Source organism: Streptomyces sp. NPDC058864, from assembly GCF_042742985.1.
Classification (GTDB): domain Bacteria; phylum Actinomycetota; class Actinomycetes; order Streptomycetales; family Streptomycetaceae; genus Actinacidiphila.
The window spans coordinates 93487-115040 of the sequence record NZ_JBHYMQ010000014.1; the positions used below are offsets into that span (position 1 = coordinate 93487).

17 protein-coding genes are annotated in these 21554 nt (G+C 73.2%); 7 read left to right on the forward strand and 10 right to left on the reverse strand.

Features of this window, described 5'->3' with window-relative positions; genetic code table 11:
• The first annotated feature begins 71 nt into the window (after nucleotides 1-71).
• From ACFW3D_RS13850 to ACFW3D_RS13860, 3 genes are all read left to right on the forward strand, one after another.
• Nucleotides 72-803 (forward strand): maleylpyruvate isomerase family mycothiol-dependent enzyme, encoded by a 732-nt coding sequence (locus tag ACFW3D_RS13850; protein WP_500504331.1) that lies wholly within the window; start codon nucleotides 72-74, stop codon nucleotides 801-803.
• Nucleotides 804-807: 4 nt separating this feature from the next.
• Entirely contained in the window at nucleotides 808-1464 is a 657-nt protein-coding gene (locus ACFW3D_RS13855; protein ID WP_500504332.1) for an MBL fold metallo-hydrolase, read from the forward strand.
• A 94-nt stretch (nucleotides 1465-1558) separates the two neighbouring features.
• Nucleotides 1559-2863: an MFS transporter gene (locus ACFW3D_RS13860; RefSeq protein WP_500504398.1), complete on the forward strand. Its 1305-nt coding sequence runs from the start codon at nucleotides 1559-1561 to the stop codon at nucleotides 2861-2863.
• Nucleotides 2864-2874: 11 nt separating this feature from the next.
• Here the strand turns inward: ACFW3D_RS13860 and ACFW3D_RS13865 are convergent, their stop codons facing one another.
• The 6 genes from ACFW3D_RS13865 to ACFW3D_RS13890 form a co-directional block, all read right to left on the reverse strand.
• Nucleotides 2875-3855 carry a TerC/Alx family metal homeostasis membrane protein gene (locus tag ACFW3D_RS13865; protein ID WP_500504334.1) on the reverse strand — a complete coding sequence of 327 codons (981 nt, stop codon included), beginning with the start codon at nucleotides 3853-3855 and terminating at the stop codon, nucleotides 2875-2877.
• Nucleotides 3856-4132: 277 nt separating this feature from the next.
• On the reverse strand, nucleotides 4133-5917 hold the full coding sequence (locus ACFW3D_RS13870) for a TerD family protein (protein ID WP_500504335.1): 1785 nt from the start codon (nucleotides 5915-5917) through the stop codon (nucleotides 4133-4135).
• Nucleotides 5918-5939: 22 nt separating this feature from the next.
• Entirely contained in the window at nucleotides 5940-6518 is a 579-nt protein-coding gene (locus tag ACFW3D_RS13875) for a TerD family protein (protein WP_500504336.1), read from the reverse strand.
• A 109-nt stretch (nucleotides 6519-6627) separates the two neighbouring features.
• Nucleotides 6628-8724, reverse strand: coding sequence for an excinuclease ABC subunit UvrB (gene uvrB, locus ACFW3D_RS13880; protein ID WP_500504337.1), 2097 nt, complete (start codon nucleotides 8722-8724; stop codon nucleotides 6628-6630).
• Between the two features lie 49 nt (nucleotides 8725-8773).
• Nucleotides 8774-9934: an acyltransferase family protein gene (locus tag ACFW3D_RS13885; RefSeq protein ID WP_500504339.1), complete on the reverse strand. Its 1161-nt coding sequence runs from the start codon at nucleotides 9932-9934 to the stop codon at nucleotides 8774-8776.
• Nucleotides 9931-12105, reverse strand: coding sequence for a bifunctional polysaccharide deacetylase/glycosyltransferase family 2 protein (locus ACFW3D_RS13890; RefSeq protein WP_500504340.1), 2175 nt, complete (start codon nucleotides 12103-12105; stop codon nucleotides 9931-9933). Before ACFW3D_RS13890 ends, ACFW3D_RS13885 begins: the two co-directional genes overlap by 4 nt.
• A gap of 70 nt (nucleotides 12106-12175) precedes the next feature.
• On the opposite strand from ACFW3D_RS13890, the gene ACFW3D_RS13895 reads away from it, so the two are divergent.
• On the forward strand, nucleotides 12176-12415 hold the full coding sequence (locus tag ACFW3D_RS13895) for a hypothetical protein (RefSeq protein WP_500504342.1): 240 nt from the start codon (nucleotides 12176-12178) through the stop codon (nucleotides 12413-12415).
• 437 nt (nucleotides 12416-12852) lie between these two features.
• Nucleotides 12853-13890: a chitinase gene (locus tag ACFW3D_RS13900; RefSeq protein WP_500504343.1), complete on the forward strand. Its 1038-nt coding sequence runs from the start codon at nucleotides 12853-12855 to the stop codon at nucleotides 13888-13890.
• 366 nt (nucleotides 13891-14256) lie between these two features.
• Here the strand turns inward: ACFW3D_RS13900 and ACFW3D_RS13905 are convergent, their stop codons facing one another.
• Nucleotides 14257-15198 (reverse strand): hypothetical protein, encoded by a 942-nt coding sequence (locus ACFW3D_RS13905; protein WP_500504344.1) that lies wholly within the window; start codon nucleotides 15196-15198, stop codon nucleotides 14257-14259.
• Nucleotides 15199-15367: 169 nt separating this feature from the next.
• On the opposite strand from ACFW3D_RS13905, the gene ACFW3D_RS13910 reads away from it, so the two are divergent.
• Both ACFW3D_RS13910 and ACFW3D_RS13915 read left to right on the forward strand, forming a co-directional pair.
• Nucleotides 15368-15946 carry a methylated-DNA--[protein]-cysteine S-methyltransferase gene (locus tag ACFW3D_RS13910; RefSeq protein WP_500504345.1) on the forward strand — a complete coding sequence of 193 codons (579 nt, stop codon included), beginning with the start codon at nucleotides 15368-15370 and terminating at the stop codon, nucleotides 15944-15946.
• 78 nt (nucleotides 15947-16024) lie between these two features.
• Nucleotides 16025-16828, forward strand: coding sequence for an N-formylglutamate amidohydrolase (locus ACFW3D_RS13915; protein ID WP_500504346.1), 804 nt, complete (start codon nucleotides 16025-16027; stop codon nucleotides 16826-16828).
• Nucleotides 16829-16848: 20 nt separating this feature from the next.
• Here ACFW3D_RS13915 and ACFW3D_RS13920 read toward each other — a convergent pair whose 3' ends face one another.
• From ACFW3D_RS13920 to ACFW3D_RS13930, 3 genes are all read right to left on the reverse strand, one after another.
• Nucleotides 16849-19953, reverse strand: coding sequence for an alpha-N-acetylglucosaminidase (locus ACFW3D_RS13920; RefSeq protein WP_500504399.1), 3105 nt, complete (start codon nucleotides 19951-19953; stop codon nucleotides 16849-16851).
• A 147-nt stretch (nucleotides 19954-20100) separates the two neighbouring features.
• Nucleotides 20101-20469, reverse strand: a complete 369-nt coding sequence (locus ACFW3D_RS13925) for a tetratricopeptide repeat protein (protein WP_500504347.1) — start codon at nucleotides 20467-20469, stop codon at nucleotides 20101-20103.
• Between the two features lie 92 nt (nucleotides 20470-20561).
• Nucleotides 20562-21542 (reverse strand): slipin family protein, encoded by a 981-nt coding sequence (locus ACFW3D_RS13930; protein ID WP_500504400.1) that lies wholly within the window; start codon nucleotides 21540-21542, stop codon nucleotides 20562-20564.
• Nucleotides 21543-21554: the final 12 nt, after the last annotated feature.

Below are 21554 nucleotides of genomic sequence, written 5' to 3' on the forward strand. Positions count from 1 at the left end.
GCTTCACCCGAATGAGTGTCCCGCGCTAGCGTCTCCGTGGAGACGTCGATCAGGTCCGACCAGGAGGCCCCGTGTCTGTCCAACGACCCGACCCCGACCACGATGCGGCCGAACTCCGCGAAGCCACCGAACGACTGATCGAGACCGTGGCCGCCATGCCCTCCGCGTCCGTCACCGAGCCCTCGCGGCTGCCGGGCTGGACCCGCGGCCACGTGCTGGCGCACCTCGCGCGCAACGCCGACTCCCTGGTCAACCTGCTGGTCTGGGCCCGCACCGGCGAGGAGACCCCGCAGTACGAGAGCGGCGACAGCCGGAACAGGGACATCGAGGAGGGCGCCGGCCGCACGCTCGACGAGCACCTCGACGACCTGCGGATCTCCGCGGACCGGCTGGCCCTGGCCATCGAGGAGCTCCCGCCGCAGAACTGGGCCGCGCAGGTCGTCATGCGTTCCGGCCGGGTGATCGCCGCGGCGGAGATCCCGTACCTGCGGCTCATGGAGATCTACTTCCACCACGTCGACCTCGGCCTGGAGTACACCTGCGCGCACCTGCCCGAGGACTTCGCGGCCCGGGAGCTCGGCGCCATCATCGACGACCTGTCCGGTCACGAGGGCGTCGCAGCCGTCCGCATCCACGACTCCGACAGCGGAGAGAAGTGGGTGATCGGCGCCGCCACCGAGCCCGAACTCACCGTCGGCGGCCCCCGGCACGCGCTGCTCGCCTGGATCAGCGGCCGTTCCGACGGCGAGGACCTGACCGCGGAGCCGGACGTGCCGCTGCCGGTGCTGCCGCCACTAGGCTGACGCCATGACGTACAGCGGCGAGGTCACGGTCGGGGGCGCGCCCGACGTGCACGAACTCAAGGACCTCATCATCACCAAGGTCGCGGTCGGCCCCATGGACAACAACGCGTACGTGCTGCGCTGCCGCGCCACCGACGAGCAGCTGCTCGTCGACGCGGCGAACGACGCGCACACGCTCGTGGAGGTCGCCGGCAACGACGGTCTCGCGTCCGTCGTCACCACGCACCGGCACGCCGATCACTGGCAGGCGCTGCAGGCCGTGGTCGACGCCACCGGCGCCCGTACCTACGCGGGCCGCCACGACGCCGAGGGGATCCCCGTCCCCACCGACGTGCCCCTCGAGGACGGCGACCGGATCCAGGTCGGCCGGGTCGAGCTCACCGCCCGGCACCTGGTCGGCCACACGCCCGGCAGCATCGTCCTCATCTACGACGACCCCCACGGGCACCCGCACATCTTCACCGGGGACTGCCTCTTCCCCGGCGGCGTGGGCAACACGCACAACAACCCGGACCACTTCAGCAGCCTCTTCGAGGGGGTCAAGGCGAAGCTCTTCGACCGCCTCCCGGACGAGACCTGGGTCTACCCCGGCCACGGCAAGGACACCACGCTCGGCGACGAGCGCCCGCACCTCGACGAATGGCGCGAACGGGGCTGGTGACGGCCCCACGGCGGCGCCCGCCCGGGGCGCCGCCACCCCCGCGCGCGTGGGTCGTTGGACCCACGTGCGCACCTCCCTCCCCACCTCCCCCTCGATGGCCCGGATCGCCGCCGCGTCGGCGGCCGGGACCGCGATCGAGTTCTACGACTTCTTCGCCTACGGCACCGCGGCCGCACTCGTCCTCGGACCGCTGTTCTTCCCCGACGCCTCGCCGCTGGCCGGCACCCTCGCCGCGTTCGGCACCTTCGCCGTGGGCTTCGTCGCCCGCCCGCTCGGCTCGGTCCTCTTCGGTCACATCGGCGACCGCGTCGGACGCCGCCCGGTGCTGGTCGGCTCCCTGCTGCTGACCGGGCTGGCGACCACCGCCGTCGGCTGCGTACCCGGATACGCCGCGATCGGCCCGGCTGCGCCCGTGCTGCTGGTGGCCCTGCGGTTCCTGCAGGGGCTGGGGCTGGGCGGCGAGTGGGGCGGGGCGGTGCTCCTCGTCGCGGAGCACGCGCCGGAGCGGCGCCGCGGACTGTGGGCGAGCCTGCCGCAGACCGGTCCCGCGGTGGGCTTCCTGCTGGCGAACGGGATCGTGCTCGCGCTGTCCGCGGGGCTGAGCGACGCGGCCTTCCGCTCCTGGGGCTGGCGGGTGCCGTTCTGGGTAGCGGGCGTTCTCGCCCTGGCAGGGCTTGCGCTGCGGGCCGCGCTGCCGGAGACCCCCGCGTTCGCGGCGGCCGCGGGGCGCGGGGACCTGGCCCGGGTGCCCGTCTCGGAGCTGCTGCGCGAGCACGGGCGCCTGGTGCTGCTGACGGCGGGCGCCATGGCGTGCGGCTACGCCGTCTTCTACACGGTGACCACCTGGTCGCTGGCGTACACCACGGAGCACCTCGGCATGGACCGCACGGTCGTGCTGGGCTGCGTCCTGGTGGCCGTCCTGCTCAAGGGGGCGCTGACGCCGCTGGTGGGGCTGCTGGGCGACCGCTTCGGACGCCGGCGGATGGCACTCGCGGGTACGGCGGCGATGGGTGTGGTGGTCTTCCCGTACGCCGGGCTGCTGGCGAGCGGCTCGCCGGTCGCGATCGCCCTGGGGTCCGCCGCGGAGCTGTTCGCCTTCATCACGGTGTTCGCCGTGGTGGGCGCGTACCTTCCGGAGCTGTACGCGCCCCGGGTGCGCTGCACCGGCGCCGCCCTGGGCTACAACCTCGGCGGCGTCCTGGGCGGCGCCCTGACCCCGGTGGTGGCGACCCGGCTGGTGGCCGGCTCCGGCACGCCGTGGCCCGTGGCGGTGTACGTCGCGGCGGTGGCGCTGCTCAGCCTGGGGTGCTTCGCGGCACTGCCGGAGACCCGGGGCGCCGCCGCGCCGGACGCGACGGCGGGGTGCGCGGCGGACCGCCGCGCACCCCGTCCGGGCTGAGGGGCCCCGGGTCAGACGTCGACGTGCTCCTCGTCGCGCTTCTCCTCGGCAGCCTGCTTCTTCGACGCCATGAGGCTGGTCACCGTGGTGACGGCGAGGACCACGACGATGAAGCCGAGGGAGAACGGGATGCTGATCTCCGGGACGTGCACCCCGACCTCGTGCAGGGCGTGCAGCACGAGCTTCACGCCGATGAAGCCGAGGATGATCGACAGCCCGTAGGAGAGGTGGACCAGCTTCTTCAGCAGACCGCCGATGAGGAAGTACAGCTGCCGCAGGCCCATCAGGGCGAAGGCATTGGCGGTGAAGACGATGTACGGGTCCTGGGTGAGACCGAAGATCGCGGGGATGGAGTCCAGCGCGAACAGCACGTCGGTGGTGCCGATCGCCAGCATGACCACGAGCATCGGGGTCATGATCCGCTTGCCGTTCTGCTGGATGAAGAGCTTGGTGCCGTGGTAGCGGTCGGCGACGCCGAAGCGGCGTTCGGCGGCCTTCAGCAGCCTGTTCTCCTCGAACTCCTCGTCGTGCTCCTCGGCCCGGGCCTCCTGGACCAGCTTCCACGCGGTCCAGATGAGGAAGGCGCCGAAGATGAAGAAGACCCAGGAGAAGCTGGCGATGATGGCGGCGCCTGCGGCGATGAAGAGGGCGCGCAGGACCAGTGCGATGAGCACGCCGAAGAGCAGCACGCGCTGCTGGTACTGGGACGGCACCGCGAACTTCGCCATGATCAGCACGAAGACGAAGAGGTTGTCGACGCTGAGCGACTTCTCGGTGATGTAGCCCGCGAAGAACTCGCCGGCGGGCTGTCCGCCGGCGAAGAACAGCAGTCCGAGCCCGAAGAGGGCGGCCAGGACGATCCAGACGACCGTCCAGGCGCCGGCTTCCTTGACCGACACGTCATGGGGCTTGCGCCCGATGAAGAAGTCGGCGGCGATGAGGGCGCACAGACCGGCGATGGTCAGCACCCAGAGGGTCAGGGATACATCCACGCGATGCCTCCGGCAGATGGGCTGGCAATTGTCAGCGTTGTCGCTGCCGGAGGTCTCTTCCACCCCGGCCGTGGGCCGGGGCCGGTGTCCCGGGGCCGTTCCGGCCCGTGATGACGGGATGCACCGCACTGCAGGGAGTACTCCCCTCCGCGTAAAGGAGAGTACATGAAATCCCAAGGAAAGGTAAAGAGAGTAAAGTGATGGTCAATCAGTACAGCGTGCCGCAGCCCCGCCGATCCGGCCGGACGGACCGGACGGACCGGACGGACCGGACGGATCAGTGGCGGCCGGGGTCGTAGGTCCGGCGCGCGGCGGCCACCTGGCGCAGCACCCGGGAAAGGACCGCGCTGCCGGCCGGGGCGAGCAGCGGTTCGTACGTCCAGGCGTGGCCGACCCAGGGGTCGGCGAGGTGGTCGTCCGGCTGCGGGGTCAGCCGCATCATCGAACGCCACAGCGGGTCGAGGAGCGGGCCGTACTCGCGGGCGTCCTCGCGGTCGGCGACCAGGACCAGGTGGACGCCGACCTGCGGGCCCTCGTCGGCGAGGTAGCGCAGCTGGTGGATCGTCCGGTCGTCGAACCCGTACGGGAAGTCGTTGACGACCAGCACCTGGCGGGCCGGGTCGACGCCCGGGGGCACCTCGAAGGGCACGTCGGCGCGCAGCGCCATCTGCACCAGGTCGACCCGCTGGGTGAGCCGGGCGAGCAGCGCCGCCACCCCCGCGGCGCCCGTGGCGGGCGGCTCGCGCAGCGCGCCGGAGTCGGTGAACGGGGCCAGCGCCGTCGCGGCGGAGCCCGCCGGGTCGACGACGTGGACGGCACACTCCCCGGCCGGGTGGGAGGCGAGCAGGCGGGCGGCGAGCGCCACCGCCACGTCCACGGCCCGGCGGCGGTCCTGGGCGCTGTCCACCCACAGCCCGCGCTCCAGGGGCAGCCGGACCAGCAGGGGGATGCGCAGTTCCGGGCGTTCGGGCAGGTGGAGGTCGCCGAGCCGGACCGCCATCGGCGGCTCCTCGGGGACGCGGTAACCGTGCCAGACGGGGCTCTCCCAGCCCGCGTAGGGCGGCGGCAGAGCGGGCTCGACCACTTCGGCCTCGGCGGTCAGCTGGGCCAGGTCACGGTCGAGCACGGTGCGGGCCCGGTCCACCAGCTCGGCCTGGCGGGCCCTTGCCTGGTCGCGGGCGGCCTCGGCGGCGGGGCCGACACGGGTGCGGGGGTCGGCGAGGACCGTGTCGAGTTCCTGGTGGAGCCGGGACTCGGCGAAGTCGACGGCACTGCGGTAGGCCGCGATGGTGCGGGCCAGGTCCTCGAACATGCCCCAGACCTGGTTGTAGAGCCGTTCCTCCATGCTCCAGCCCGCGGCATCACCGGCGGCGGGCGCGGACGCCGGCGGAACGGTGTGCGGGACGGAGCCGGCGGCGTCGCCGGCCGGGGGAACGCGAGGCGGGGTCGGTGTCGGGGTCGACGGTGGTGTCGGGGTGACCGGGGGCGGCGGGGCGGGCACCGCGGGCGCGGGGCGTACGGCGTCCGCCACCCGGGCGGCCACGGCGTCCGCGGCGGGACGGTCGAGCCCCTGGTCGCGCAGCAGCTCGGCCAGCCCGCCCGTGTAGCCCTGGCCGAGCGCCCGCACCTTCCAGGCGCCCTGGCGGCGGTAGAGCTCCAGCGCGACGATCGCGGCCTCGGCGTTCAGCCCGGTGACGGTGAAGCTCACGACCGGTGCCCCGTCGGGTCCGGCGACGGTCAGATGGGGCGCGGGGCACGCCCCGAAGCGGGTCGGCGCCCCCGTGACCGGCGGCAGCGCCAGCAGGACGTGGACGCGGTCCACGTCCGCCGGGACGGCCGTCAGGTCGGCGGTGACGCGCTGCTCGGCGGCGAGGCCCGCGGGCACCTCGATGCCGGGCAGCCGCGGCGCCCCGGGGTGGGCGACGGAACCGGGGCCGCTCACGCGGCCCTGCCCGTCGCCCAGCGAGACGCCGGCCACCACCGGCGTACCGGCCGACACCCGGACCTCCAGTGAGGTGCCGGGAAGCGGATGGTTCTGCCCGTGGACCAGCTCGATGGTCATGCCCGCGCCCCCCTGTGCCCGGTCAGAGCGCCGGCAGTATCGCCGGCATGAGGTCCTGGAAGGTACGGCCGTTGGCCGGGGTGCCGATCGCCGTCATGGACCAGCCGGCGTCGCTGCGCTGCACCTTCGCCATGATCTGCGCGGTGTAGGCGCCACCGCCGGTCAGGGTGTAGCGCGCCAGCTCCTGGCCGTTGGTCTCGTCGACCAGGCGGCAGAAGGCGTTCTGCACCTCCTGGAACGACTGCCCGGTGAAGGAGTTGACCGTGAAGACGATCTGGTCGATGTGCACCGGCACGCGCTGCAGGTCGACCAGGATCGACTCGTCGTCGCCGCCCTGGCCCGCACCGCCGACCAGGTTGTCGCCGGTGTGCCGCACCGAGCCGTCGTCGCTGACGAGGTGCCGGAAGAACACCACGTCCACGGGCTGCTTGTCGGCGAACAGGACCGCGGAGGCGTCCAGGTCGATCTCCCGGGTGCGGCTGCCGAAGAGTCCGCGACGCGGGGCGGCCTGCCAGCCGAGCCCCATGCGGACCGACGACAACGTCCCCCCGTCCGACTTCTGCAGGCTGATCTTCTGACCCTTGGTCATATTGACCGTCACGCGCTGTCCCCTCTCAACCGTTTTGCCGACGTGCGGTTGCTCCGCACCCTATGGGGAGACGCACGGGTAGGGCACCGTGGTTCGGCAAGAGATTCGACAGCCGGTACGGTCAGGCCACGCCGGCCTCCCGCATCTGCCGCAGTTCCTTCTTCAGTTCGCCGACCTCGTCGCGCAGCCGGGCCGCGACCTCGAACTGCAGGTCCGCTGCGGCGGCGTGCATCCGGTCGGTCAGCTCGCCGATGAGGTCGGTCAGTTCGGCGGCGGGCAGGCTCTTGGCTTCCCGTTTCTCCCCGGCCTTGGCGGACAGCCCCGGCACCGGCGCCTTGCCGCGCGAACGCTGGCGGCCCGAGCCCAGCAGCTCCTCGGTGTCGGCATCCTCGCGGGCGAAGGAGTCCATGATGCCGGCGATCTTCTTCCGCAGCGGCTGCGGGTCGATGCCCCGTTCCTCGTTGTAGGCGATCTGCTTGGCCCGGCGCCGGTTGGTCTCGTCGATGGCCTTCTCCATCGCCGGGGTGATCTTGTCGGCGTACATGTGGACCTGGCCGGAGACGTTGCGCGCCGCGCGGCCGATGGTCTGGATCAGCGAGGTGCCGGAGCGCAGGAAGCCCTCCTTGTCGGCGTCGAGGATGGCGACCAGCGACACCTCGGGCAGGTCCAGGCCCTCGCGGAGCAGGTTGATGCCGACCAGCACGTCGAACTCGCCGGCCCGCAGCTCGCTCAGCAGCTCCACCCGGCGCAGGGTGTCGATGTCGCTGTGCAGGTACCGCACCTGGATGCCGAGTTCCAGCATGTAGTCGGTGAGGTCCTCGGCCATCTTCTTGGTGAGCGTGGTGACCAGGACGCGCTCGTCGCGCTCGGCGCGCACCCGGATCTCGTGGACGAGGTCGTCGATCTGCCCCTTGGTGGGCTTGACGATCACCTCGGGGTCGACCAGGCCGGTCGGGCGGATGATCTGCTCGACGACGCCGTCGCCGCGGGAGAGCTCGTACTTGCCCGGAGTGGCCGACAGGTAGACCGTCTGGCCGACCCGCTCCAGGAACTCCTCCCACTTCAGCGGTCGGTTGTCGAGGGCGGAGGGCAACCGGAAGCCGTGGTCGACCAGGGTGCGCTTGCGGGAGGCGTCGCCCTCGTACATGGCGCCGATCTGGGGCACGGTGACGTGCGACTCGTCGATGACGAGAACGAAGTCCTCGGGGAAGTAGTCGATCAGGGTGGACGGGGCGGAGCCCGCCTCACGGCCGTCGATGTGCCGTGAGTAGTTCTCGATGCCGGAGCAGGTGCCGATCTGGCGCATCATCTCGATGTCGTACGTGGTGCGCATCCGCAGGCGCTGGGCCTCCAGCAGCTTGCCCTGCTTCTCCATGACCGCGAGCTGCTCGCCGAGCTCCTTCTCGATGCCGGTGATGGCCCGCTCCATGCGCTCGGGGCCGGCGACGTAGTGGGTGGCGGGGAAGACGTAGAGCTGCTGGTCATCGGTGATGATCTCGCCGGTGAGCGGGTGCAGCGTGTACAGGGCCTCGATCTCGTCGCCGAACATCTCGATGCGGACGGCGAGCTCCTCGTAGACCGGGAAGATCTCGATGGTGTCGCCGCGCACCCGGAAGGTGCCGCGGGTGAACGCCACGTCGTTGCGCGCGTACTGGATGTCGACGAACTTGCGCAGCAGGGCGTCCCGGTCGATCTCGTCGCCGACCTTGAGCCGCACCATGCGGTCGACGTACTCCTGGGGCGTGCCGAGGCCGTAGATGCAGGACACCGAGGCGACGACGACCACGTCTCGGCGGGTCAGCAGCGAGTTGGTGGTGGAGTGGCGCAGCCGCTCGACCTCCTCGTTGATCGAGGAGTCCTTCTCGATGTAGGTGTCCGTCTGCGGGACGTACGCCTCGGGCTGGTAGTAGTCGTAGTACGACACGAAGTACTCGACCGCGTTGTTCGGCAGCAGCTCGCGGAACTCGTTCGCCAGCTGGGCGGCCAGGGTCTTGTTGGGCGCCATGACCAGGGTCGGGCGCTGCAGCCGCTCGATCATCCAGGCGGTGGTCGCCGACTTGCCGGTACCGGTGGCGCCGAGCAGGACGACATCGTTCTCGCCCGCGCGGATGCGCCGCTCGAGGTCGTCGATGGCGGTCGGCTGGTCGCCGCTGGGCTGGAAGGGGCTGACGACCTCGAAGGGCGCCACACTGCGTTCGATGTCTGATACGGGCCGCATGGGTCAACGGTACGACCCCCCACCGACAACCGGCTCCGACCTGCCCCGATCAGGGCAGGAGGCGGGGCGGGCGCCCCGCGGCGAGGTCCTCCACCCGGCCAGGGAGCAGCACCGCGACCGCGATCAGCACCCAGGCCACCGCGAACTGGAACCAGGTGCTGTCCAGCGGCAGGTACAGCTCGAAGGCCCTGACCCGCCACATCAGGTCGATCAGGGGGACGCTGAGCATGAGCGCGACCTCGTGCCACAGGTAGACGGTCACAGCGCGGGCGCTGAAGATCCGCACCAGCCGGTCCAGCGGCCGGATCCGCCCGGTCGGGCCGGCACCCGGCCGGAAGCGCAGCAGGAGCAGGACGAAGCCGGCCGACCACAGCGCCTGCGCGAGCGGGATCTCGTTGAGGTCGTACGAGCCGTCCACCTGGTGGGACGAGGCCCACCAGCCGCCGGCCGTCATGGCGACGGCCGCCAGGACCGGCACCAGGCCGGCCGGTGCGCGGTCGAGCAGCCCGTCGCGGTGGGCGAAGCCCAGCAGCCAGCAGGTCAGGAAGGTCGCCAGGTCGGTGACGGCGCTCCAGGCCGGTCCCTCCGGCCGACTCCAGAGCGTCTGCAGGAGCACGACCGGGGCGAGGGAGGCGACGAGCGCGACGGAGGGCGACCGCCGGAACGCGCGCAGCAGCAGCGGCGAGAGCAGGACGAACCACAGGTAGGCGCGCACGTACCACAGGACCCCCGTGGCCTGCTCGGCCCATGCGCTGCCGGGCGGGTCGGCCACCGGCACCACCCACAGGACCAGCCGCGCCCACCAGCGCCCCGCGTGGTGCTCGCCCGGGGCCCAGCCGTGGAGCAGCATCGCCGGCACCAGGACGGCGCCGAGGCACCACAACGGCGGCAGGAGCCTGCGCAGCCGCCGCCGCACGACGGGCAGCGCGCGCCGCTCCAGGGACCGGGCCATGAAGGATCCCGCGAGGGCGAACATCACACCGAGGGAGGGAAAGGCCAGACCCAGCCACGCCCAGCCGAACGTGTGGTACGTCACGACCCGGACGAGCGCCAGGGCGCGCAGCAGGTCCAGGTAGCGGTCGCGTCCGCCGTCCGGGGCGGCGGGGTCGGCAGGGGCGGCCGTCCGTGTGCGGCGGGGGGCGGCATGCCGGCCGGAGCTCCTCGGCCGGGGCAGGTGCGAGGGCGGGAAGGAGGTGTCGGACGCGGTCATCGGGCGGCTCCCGCGGAGGGCTGCGGGGAACCGACCTCGCCGGTCCGCTCGAGCTTCTGCCAGCGCAGCCGGCCTCCTGTCATGGCCGTCACGCAGGAGTGGATCAGGACGAGGTACATCAGCTGCCGGTAGACGATCTGCTGCAGCGGCAGCATCAGCAGGTGGCGGTAGCGCTCGTGGTCCAGACGGAACGCGTAGGCCGCGCACAGCAGCTGCACGGACATCAGCGCGGCCCAGGCGAGGAGCGACCTGACCGGGTCGACGAAGACGGCGCCGTAGACGGTCAGGAGGTCGATCAGCGGCGCGAAGAGGGGCGTGACGATCTGGAAGAGCACGACCAGCGGCATGCCGACCCGGCCGAAGCGCCCCGAGGGCCCGCGGTCCACCAGGGAGCGCCGGTGCTTCCACAGCGCCTGCATGGTGCCGTAGCTCCAGCGGTAGCGCTGCCGCCACAACTGGCCGATGGTGCCCGGCGCCTCGGTCCAGGCGCGGGCGTGCTCGGCGTACACCACGCGCCAGCCCGCGCGGTGCAGCGCGATGGTGATGTCGGTGTCCTCGGCGAGGGTGTCGCCGCTCATGCCCCCGGCGTCGAGGAGGGCGGCGCGGCGGAAGCCGCCGGCGGCGCCCGGCACGGTGGGCATGCAGCCGAGCAGGTCGTACATGCGGCGGTCGAGGTTGAAGCCCATCACGTACTCGATGTGCTGCCAGGCGCCGATCACCGTGGTGCGGTTGCCGACCTTGGCGTTGCCGGCGACGGCACCGACCCCTGGGTCGGCGAAGGGCTGGACGAGCCGGTGCACGGTGCCGGGCTCGAAGACGGTGTCGCCGTCCATCATCACGACGAGGTCGTGACGGGCTTGCTCCAGGCCGCGGTTGAGCGCGGCGGGTTTGCCCGCGTTCTCCTGGCGCACGACGCGCACCTGGGGCAGGCCCATCGCCTCGACGATGCCCGCGGTGCCGTCGGTCGAGCCGTCGTCCACGACGATGATCTCCACCGGGTGGGTGCTCGCCGCGAGCGAGCCGACCGTGTTGGCGATGCACTCCTTCTCGTTGTACGCGGGCACGATGACGCTGACCGGTTCGGTGACCGCCGGCCCCCAGCTGAAGCGGCGGCGGCCGCGGATCCTGGCGTGCCGGCGGGCGAGGACCAGCATCAGGGCGAAGCGCGCCAGGACGGCGACGCCGACCACGACGAGCAGCCAGAACAGGACGGGCATGGTGAACTCGGCCAGGGCCACGACCCCGATGAGGGCGCGGCCCTGCCACAACTCGGCACCGCCGGCGCGGTGGTTGGCGGTCGTGGCGCCCAGGCTCGCGGTCAGCGTCGTGAAGGTGTAGCCCTTCGCCTTCATCGTGTCGATGTACGTGCCGAGCGCCTCCACGGTCTGGGAGCGGTCGCCCCCGGCGTCGTGGAAGAGCACGGAGGCGCCCTTGCCGCTCCTCGGGGTGGCGTCGCGGACGATGCGGGCGACGCCGGGGCGCCGCCAGTCCTCGCTGTCGGTGTCGACGAAGGCGCTGATGTAGCCCTTGGTGCCGAGGTAGCGGTAGACGGGCCACATGGTGTCGTCCACGGCGTCGGGCTCGGAGGAGTACGGGGCGCGGAAGAGCGAGGTGGTGATGCCCGCGGCGCCGGCGAGCGCCAGTTGGGTCTGGGCGAGTTCGCGGTCGATCCTGGCCCTGCTCTGGTACGCCAGGTCGACGTGGGAGAAGGTGTGGACGCCGATCTCGCCGCCGGAGTCGACGATGTCGCGGATGAGCGAGGGGTACCGGGCGGCCATCTGGCCGACGACGAAGAAGGTGCCGGGCACGTCGTGTGCGCGCAGTACGGCGAGCACCTTCGCGGTCCACCTGGGGTCCGGGCCGTCGTCGAAGGTGAGCGCGATGGTCTTCGGCGGCAGGGTGTGGCTGACGGGCTCGCCGTCGGCGCCGAAGGTCAGCACGGGGCCGCCCTCGAGGACGGCGGCGGGCACCCGGTCCGAGCTCCCGGACTCGTGGACACGGCTGTCGTTGCCGATCTCCGAGTGCAGGTAGCCGTCCAGCAGCATCACGCACACCAGCACGAACAGGCCCAGCACGGCCATCACGACGCGTGGTCTGGGCACGGCCTGCCGGCCGGCCGACGCCACCTTGGTGATCGCACCGGGTGCCGCGTGCCGGGCCGTCCGCGCCATGGCCGCTCAGTCGTCCCAGCCGTCGCCGGGCACCGGGTCGCCGCCGGCGTCGCCCGGGGGGAACGCGGGGGTGTCCGGCCCGGGTGTCGCCGGGAGGGAGGCGGACGGCGACGCCGGTGCCGTGGGGGTGCGCGGGGACGTGGGGCGCGGGGAGGCGCTCGCCGTCGCGGTGGGGGCGCCCGTCCCGCCGGGAGCGGCGGAGGGGGTCGTGGAGGCCGTGACGCGGCCCCCGGTGGCGGATGGGGTCACCTCGGCGGCCGCGACAACGGTGGGCGCGGCGGCGGGGCGGGCCGCCGGTGCGGGCGCGTGAGGGGTGCCCGGGGCGCTTGCGGCACGCTCGTGGACGCCCCTGTTTCTCCCACCCGCCTCCGCCTGCGCCGAAGCGCCCCCGGGGACGTCGGCGCCCGGGATCAGGGTCGCGGGCGCGAAAGGGGTGCCTCCCGCCAAAGCCACGCCCAGCAGAACGGCATATCCCGCGCAGGCGACCCCGACGGCTGTTCCGGCGCGCCGGATAATGCGCGCCCGGCGGCCCGACGCGTCGACGAACACGGGCCCTTCCTCCGTGGACCGCCCACGGGGACACGCCCGTCGGGAGAGGGAATGCATGGCCGGAATGCTAGCAGTAAATTCCCCTCATGAATTCCATGGATTCATCGAGGAATTAATCCCATGAATGAGCCACGGACCCTTTTCTCCAATTCCGGGAAAGTGCGATCCGAAATTCCCGGGGCAGATAGTCTCTCCGTCATGATGAGCCGCACGGCACAGATGATCACCGGGCTCGTGACGGTCGCCGTCGCCGCCACGGCCGCCTCCCTCCTCGTCGGCCGGGAGCCCGCCGGATCCCCGGCTCCCCGCACGCCCGAGGGGAGGGAACCGGTGGCCGAGGTGGCCTTCACCCCGTACGTGGACGCCTCGCGCTCGACCGCGTACGACCTGGCGGGCGCGGCCCGGAGGACCGGCGCCGACGGTTTCACCCTCGGGTTCGTCACCGCGGGCGACGGCTGCGCCCCGACCTGGGACGGCCGCGACGGCATCGCCCACGGCGGCCTGGCGGGCCGGATCTCCGCGCTGCGGGCCGCCGGCGGCGACGTACGCGTCTCGTTCGGCGGCGCCGACGGCACGGAACTCGCCGGGGCGTGCGAGGACGTGGACGGACTCGTCTCCGTCTACGGCGATGTGATCGGCCGTTACCGGCTGACCGGGGTCGACTTCGACGTCGAGGGCGACGACCTCGCGGACACCGCCGCCAACACCCGCCGGGCGCGTGCCGTCGCCCGCCTCCAGAGGAACGCGGAGCGCGAGGGGCGGAGGCTGTCGGTCTCCTTCACGCTGCCCGTGATGCCGTCCGGGCTGACCCCCGAGGCCTCGGCGCTGCTCGCGGACGCCCGGCGGCAGGGGGTGCGCGTCGACGCGGTCAACATCATGGCGATGGACTACGGGGAGTCGTACACCGGCGACATGGGCCGGTACGCGATCCAGGCGGCCACCGCGGCGCACCGGCAGCTCAAGACGCTGCTGGGTCTCCCGGACACGGCGGCATGGCGGACCCTCACGGTCACGCCGATGATCGGGGTGAACGACATCGAGGGCGAGGTCTTCACCCTGCGGGACGCGGCACAACTGGCCGCATTCGCCCGCGACAAGGGGCTGGGCGGACTGTCCATGTGGTCGGCCGACCGGGACCGGGCCTGCGAGGGCGACACCATGGAGACGGCACCGACCCGTTGCAGCGGGATCGACCAGCCGTCACTGGCGTTCGCGCGGGCGCTCGCGGACGCGTGAGGGGCGGGCGGCGGAACGAGGAGCGGGCCGCCTTCGAGGAGCGCCGGCCGCGGGCGGGCGCGGGCCGCTGATCGAAGTCGCCGACGGGCGGATCGGGCGTGACGACGACCCCGGCGAGGAAGAGGAAGACGACCTGGCCGATCAGCACCGGGGCCAAAAGCGCCGCCGGTCCCGCCCCGCTCGCCTCCTCCCGGCCGCCGCTGTGCAGGTGGACCGTCAGCGCGGCCATGCCGATGCAGTGCATGGCGATGACGGCGAAGCCCAGGACAAGGCCGGCCAGGACACCGGCGAACATGCGCCGCACGGTGAGCGCCGTCCACAGCGCGACGGTGGCGGGCCGGCACGGCACACCGACCGACAGCACCGTCATCTCGCCCCGGGCAGCGCCGTGATCCGGTCCAGCGGCCCGTACGGCCCTGCCGCCAGGGCGGTGCGCAGGGCGGCGACGACCTCGGCCGGACTGCGGGTGAACGCGGCCGGCGCGACCCGCAGCACGCACAGCCCCAGCGCCTCCAGCCGGCCGCGCACGGTCCCCGGGCCGAGATCCAGGACGAGGCCGTCGCGCACCCAGTAGGCGTCGGGCGAACCCAGGAAGGCACCGTCGAGCTGGAGCGTGGGGCGCCACAGCGGTTGCCGCAGACCGGATCTGGCCACCAGGGCGCGGGCCATCGGCGCGGCGGAGGCGGCCGCACGCGGGCCGCTGTCCATGGAGTCCAGCAGGGCCGCCACGGCGGGGCGCCGGGCCAGCACCGCGCCGCCCAGTTCGGCGGCGAGCGCGCGGGCGGGCACGCCGAGCGCTATGACCAGTTCGCGCACCACCTCCAGGGCCCACTCGGGGTCGATGGACTCCCGTACGCCGTCGGCGGCCGCCCGGACCACCGGCGCCACGGGCACGCCGTCCACGGTGTCGGGCGCGGGGAGGCCACGGCCGTGGTGGACCCGCACCCAGGTGTGGGTGCGGATGCGCCGCTCGCTCGGGACGAGCACGTCCACCACCGGGAGCCCGCACGGCGGCACGGCCACACCGACCCCGTGCAGGGCGAGCCCCGCCACGCCGGTGATCATGGCCGGGACCTGCGGGTACCCGGCGAAGGCCAGGGCCGCCCTGGACCGCTGCGCGGCGGTGAGCGGACCGGTGTGGAGGACGACCACCCGGGGCAGCGGCCGCTGCCACCGGCCGCCGGGGCGGCACCACTCGCGCAGCCTGCTCTGCGGCACGCCCACCGCGGCGAGCTGGGCGACGGTGGCGACCCGGTCCTGCTCGCGGGCGAGCCGGCGGACGGCGGGGCTGAAGTCGATTCGCGTCATGCGCGCCCCATCCCCACTCCCACCGGTCAACCACCGCTTGTGACATACCTGTCGAGAACGGCCACCCTCCCGGGTGGCGGGGCGTGCGGCGGGTTGCCGTCGCCGCCCGGGAGCCTCGTGGGACCACGTCCGGGACCGGTTGTCGGTGCCCCGTCCTAGGCTGGGGAGCGTGACGCAACCGCAGACCCCCACCGCCGAGGTCGCCTGGACGGTGCTGGAGGCACCGATCGGGCCGCTGATGCTCGCCGCGACCGGGCAGGGCCTGGTCCACGTCGCCTTCCGGACGGGCGAGGACGAGGCACCCGCCGTGCTGGAGCGGATCTGCTCCCGGCTGGGCGCCGTGCCCGCGCGCAGGCCCGGGCCCGCGAGCGCCGCGGGGGCCCGGCTGGACGAGGCGATACCCCAGGTGGAGGCGTACTTCGCCGGGACGCGGCACACCTTCGACCTCGACCTCGACTGGTCGCTGACGACCGGCTTCAACCGCCGTGTGCTGCGGGAGCTGTCGGGCGGCGTCCCGTTCGGCAGCGTGGTCGGCTACCAGGACCTGGCGAACCGGGTCGGCGAGCCGGGGGCTGCCCGGGCCGTGGGGACGGCCATGGGCTCCAACCCGCTGCCCGTCGTCGTCCCGTGCCACCGGGTGCTGGAAAGCGACGGGGGCATCGGCGGCTTCGGCGGGGGCCTGCGCATGCTCGACATCAAGCGCTCGCTGCTGGCCCTGGAGGGTGTGCTGCCGGAGCCGCTGTTCTGACGCATTGTCAACATCGCTGCGGGCGGCGGCGTCGCAGCGACGGATGACACCGGCGGGGGGCCGGGGAGGGGTGGAGAAATGGACGAATCGACTTTCCGCATCAGCGAGGGCGCGCCGGACTCACCGGTGCTCCTCCACGTTCCGCACAGCGCCCGCGCCGTGCCCGGGCACGTCCGCGGGCGCATCCTCCTGGACGACGCCGCGCTGGCGGCCGAGCTCGACCACATGACGGACGCGCACACCGACCTGATCGCCGCGCGCGTCGCGGCGCGGACCGGGGCCTGGCAGTTCACCAACCTCCTGTCGCGGCTGGTGGTCGACCCCGAGCGGTTCCCGGACGAGCGGGAGGAGATGCGCGCCGTCGGCATGGGCGCCGTCTACACCCGCACCTCGCACGGGGCGCCGCTGCGCAAGGACGACCCGCGGCACGAACGGGCCCTGCTGGAGACCTACTTCGAGCCGTACGCGGCCGCCATGACGGCTGCCGTCCAGGACCGGCTGGCGGCCACCGGCCGGGCGGTCGTCATCGACGTGCACTCCTACCCCGGCACGCCGCTCCCCTACGAACTGCACGGCGACGGGCCCCGCCCCGCCGTCTGCCTGGGCACCGACCCCTTCCACACCCCGGCCTGGCTGCTGGACGCCGCCCGCGAGGCCTTCGCGCCCTGCGGCGAGCTCGGCCTCGACTCGCCGTTCGCCGGCACCTATGTGCCGTTGAAGCACTACGGCGAGGTCCGCGAGGTGTCGGCGCTGATGGTCGAGATACGCCGGGACGGGTACATGACGGAGCCCGGAGGCGCCCCGGGCGAGGGGCTCGACCGGCTCGGTGACGCCCTGGCCGCCCTCGTCGCCGCCGTGGGGACGGGCGGCGGCACCCGCTGACGGCCCGGGGGCCGCCGGGATCAGCCGATGCGGAAGCCGGTGAACTCCACCAGGCCGCGGTCGCCCGTACCGCCGTTCCCCGCGGTCATGAAGAGCCCCACGTCCTGCGTCCGGGCCGCCGCCGGGACGGTCACGGTCGCCACCTTCCGCCAGGTCGTCCCGTCGTCGGTGCTGCACTCCCCCGTGTAGGCGCGGCCCCGGCGGCGCAGCCTCAGCAGCACCGGGGCCCGCACACCGGCGAGCCGCCGGTAGCGGTTCAACTGCCCGCCGCCGTCGGAGTCGTACGACAGCGTCACCCCGTGGCCGGGGCTCACCGCCAGGTTCAGGAAGCCGGGGGCGGCCGGATCGTCGAGGTCGTCGCGGACGACGATGCCCGCCCGCGCCCACGCGGCGGTCTCGGCCTGGCTGTCGACCCGGGTGGTGACCGTCCCGCCGTCCCGCAGCGCGCCGCGCCGCAGGAGCGCCGCGAACTCGGCGGTGCCCTTCCACAGGTCGCGCCCGGCGCCGTCGATGGCGAAGCGGTCGCCGAGCTGCCCGAAGACGGCGCCGGTGCCGTCGACGGTGCGGTACGCACGCTCCAGCGGGCCCGCGACGTACAGGTCCCCCGTGGCGACCGCGGGCACCCGCGCGCCGCCCGGCACCGGCTCGTACGCGGCGCGCGCCTCGTACCGCAGCGGCGACAGCGGCCGCTCGGGACGTGCGTCGGGCGCGGTGACGTGCCAGGTCGCACGGCCGGTGCCACCGGCCGCCACGCGCGGCAACGACAGCGCCCCGCGCGGTGCGGCCCGTACCCCGTCCGTGGTCAGGGAGAAACCCACCGTGCCGGTGGGGGCGAGCCCGTTGGTGTTGGTGAACTCCGCGGTGACCAGTGCCCGGCCGCCCGGCCGCAGCGCCGCGGGCTCCGCGGTCACCGTCAGCGTTCCCTGGTAGGGGGCCGCGGCGAGGATCTCGTGGGCGCGCCGGGCGAGCGTGTGGGCGTCGCCGGTGGGCCGGGTGGGGTAGCTCCCGGTGCGCTTCGTCCAGGGCTCCTCCGCCCGGTACCAGTCGACGGCCCGCGGTGTACGGCGGGTGGTGAGGGCCGCGGCGCACTCGTCGAGGAAGGTTCGCCAGCGCGGCAGGTAGAAGTCCGCGACCAGGCCGTTCCAGTCCCGGTTGGCGTACTCGTGCAGAGACACCGAGGTCGCGCGCCCGCCCCAGGTGGTGGTCAGCACCCGTGCGGTGCGCTCGAGTCCGGCGCGCCGCGCGTCCGTCCCTCCCCAGGCCCGGGCCTCCGCGAGCCAGGGGCCGAGCAGGAACGCCCGGTGGCCGCCGGCGACCTCGTCGGCCAGCCGCATCAGCCGCAGCCACAGCTCCGACAGCTGACGGAAGACCGCCTCGTCGCCGCGCGCGAACGCGGCCCGCAGCTGGGGCAGCAGCTGCCGGCTGCGGTTGGCGACGGCCTGCCGGGCGACGTCGGTCAGGTCGTAGCGGTAGGCGTCCCGGCCGCGCGCCCCCGCGGACACCGCCAGCAGTGCGGTGAACGCCGCGTCGAAGGCGGCGGGATCGTAGGTGAGGGTGTTCGGCGCGTACACGCTGCCGGAGTCGGCGGTCAGCGAGGGACGGGCGGTGAAGAGGCTGTCGTGGGCGTCGGCGCGCTCCAGGGCGTCGTGGCGGTAGGCGGTGCGGCGCAGTGCCTGCCAGGCGACGCGGGCCTGGCCGTCCGCGGCGCCGTAGCGGGTCCGCGCGTAGGTGTCGAACCAGGTAGGCAGGTCCACCCGCCGCTCGTGCCAGGGCAGTTCGCAGAACAGCTCGAAGGCGGCGGGGTCGCGCTCGGCGGCCTCCGGCAGGTAACAGGTGCCGGCCAGGGCGCTGCCGGGCTTGTCCCGCCAGCTGAAGAATCGGTCCGCCCACACATGGGTCTTCGCGCCGATCGTCGTCCGGCCGCCGAAGTTGGGGATGGAACCGAAGGCGTACGGGGTGCCCGCCCAGTCCCGCTCGCGGTCGGTGACTGAGGCGAAGCGGTCGGAGACACCGTCCACGACGAGCATCCGCTCCTTGTCGACGGCTCCCAGCAGGTCGGCCCGCGGGTTCTTCTCCCAGCCGAGGATCACCCAGGTCGCGCGGGGGTGCGCCGCGCGCAGCGCCGCCTGCACGCCGCGGGCGGCCGCGGGCACGGGCACACCGCCCGCGGTGCCGCCCTCGTGGAGCAGGTCCATCTTGAAGTACGCGGCCTCACCGAACACCTCCTTCTGATGACGGTAGAAGGAGGCGGCCACGGCGGCGAAGGCGCCGGTACGCGGGTCGAGCCAGTCCGGGCGGGCGAATCCGTGCCAGGTGCCCTGGGGGACGACGCGCGCCCCCGCGTTGCGACCGGCGAAGCCGTCCGGGACGGTGCCGAAGTAACCCGGCAGCACCGGGGCCATGCCCAGCTCCCGCAGCCGCGCGGTGATCCTGCGGCCCAGCGTGGCGCGCGCGTCGACGATGCCCGCGGTCAGCGGGCCGCCGTATCCGGAGAGGTTCTGCAGCAGCCACCACGGCTGGTGGGACGGCGCCGGCAGCCAGGCCAGGGCTTCCTTGTCGGAGTAGCCGAACTCGCGCAGTACGCGCCGGTACACGGCCTCGGCACCGGCCACCACCAGCACTTCGTTGCAGCCGTGCAGGGCCAGGACGTCGATGAAGCGCTCCCAGCGCGACCAGTCGGCGTAGGGGGCGGTGTAACCGTCGTTGGTGTCGTTGAGGACGAAGCGGTGCGGCACGGTGGCGCGCCGGGTGATGCCGCCCGGCGGCGGCGCGGGGAGTGTCGCGGGCAGGGCGTCCAGGCTGTCGCCCACCCAGGAGACGCCCACGCCGCACACGTGCTTGAGGTACCAGCGCACGCCGCACAGCAGTGTGGCCGGGGAGGTCCCGGCCACTTCGACCCGGCCGCGCGCGCCGGCGATCCGGAAGCGGTCGGAGCGTTCGCCGTCCTTGCCGCCGTTCCCCCGGTCCAGTGCGACGAGCCGGAACTGCCCCGCGTGCCGCGGCAGCAGGCGGGTCAGCGCGGCCTGCGCGGGAGCGGTGTCAAAGGAGACGGCCGTCGCCGCGGCCGCCGCCCCCGCCGGGAACACCGCACCCGCCGCGGTCGCGGCGGCGGAACCCAGCAGCATCCGCCTGGTCACTCGAGTCACAGCCGGCTCCCGACAGTTGGGGCTGCGTCAGAACGCGTGCCCCGGAACCGTAACGGGAGGGACGATACGGATCAATGTGACGCGAGGGGTGTTCGTCGCAAAACCGGGCGAACTACCCACCCTGGCTCACGCCGGGCCGGGGAACCGGGCCGCCTGAAGGTAGTCGGGCTTGGGGTCGAGCGCCGCCGCCAGCCGGAAGTGCCGCAGCGCCTCGCCGGAGCGTCCCGAACGCTCCAGGGTCCGGCCGAGGGCGAAGTGCGCGTACGCGTTGTCCGGCTCGCGCTCCAGGACGACCTGGAACTCCAGCTCGGCCGGGCGCAGCTGCGCGGCCAGGAAGAAGGCCCGTGCGCGCAGCAGACGCGCGGCAGTGTTCTCCGGGTGGGCGGCGATGACCGAGTCCAGCAGCTTCACCGCCCCACGGGCGTCGCGGGCCGCCAGCAACTGCTCCGCCGCGCGGAAGTCGATGACGTGGTTCTCGGGGCTCTGCTCGGGCACAGCCGCCTCCTTCCCCGGGCATTCAACAGGTGACAACTACCCAACATCACCATCCGCATATGCATTCCCCAGGGGAACACCGCGGAGGGTGCTCAGGCCTCCTCGTCCGCCGGACGCCCTTCGGCCGGCACCACGGGCCCCTCGTTGCCCTTCGCGGCCTCCAGAGCCACCGGCGCCGCGGCGTCGACCTCGGCGACGGGCCGCGCGGGCTCCGCGACCGGCGCGGGAACCAGGGCAGGTGCGGGGGCAGGCGCAGATGCGGGAGCAGGCGCAGGCGCAGGAAGCGGGGCCGGTTCGGCGGCCGGGCGTTCGGCTCCGGACGCCCGCTCGAAGAAGCGCAGCATCTCCACCGGGAACGGCATGACCAGCGTCGAGTTCTTCTCCGCGGCCACCTCCACGACCGTCTGCAGCAGACGCAGCTGCATCGCGGCCGGAGTGCCGTCCATCGCGGACGCGGCCTGCGCCAGCTTCTGCGAGGCCTGCAGCTCACCGTCGGCGGTGATGATGCGCGCCCGGCGCTCACGGTCCGCCTCGGCCTGCCGCGCCATCGACCGCTTCATCGACTCCGGCAGGGCCACGTCCTTGATCTCCACCCGGTCGATGTGGATGCCCCACTCGACGGCCGGCGTGGCCAGCATCAGCTCCAGGCCCTCGTTCATGGCCTCGCGCCCCGACAGCAGGTCGTCCAGCTCGCTCTTGCCGATCACCGAGCGCAGCGACGTCTGGGCCACCTGCAACATCGCGAACTGGTAGTTCTGCACGTCCACCGTGGCCTTGATCGGGTCGATCACCCGGAAGTACAGCACGGCGTCCACCCGCACCGAGACGTTGTCCCGGGTGATGCCCTCCTGCGAGGGCACCGGCATGGTCACCACCTGCATGTTGACCTTGGTCATCCGGTCCATCAACGGCACCAGCAGACGCGGCCCCGGCTGCTTGGCCTGCGGCCGCACCCGCCCGAAGCGGTAGACCACACCCCGCTCGTACTGCCTGATCACCCGGAAACTGCTCTTGAGACCACCAAGACCCAGCACCACGACGGCGATTCCGATCGCGGCCCACACGGCTTCCATCCCCATCCCCCT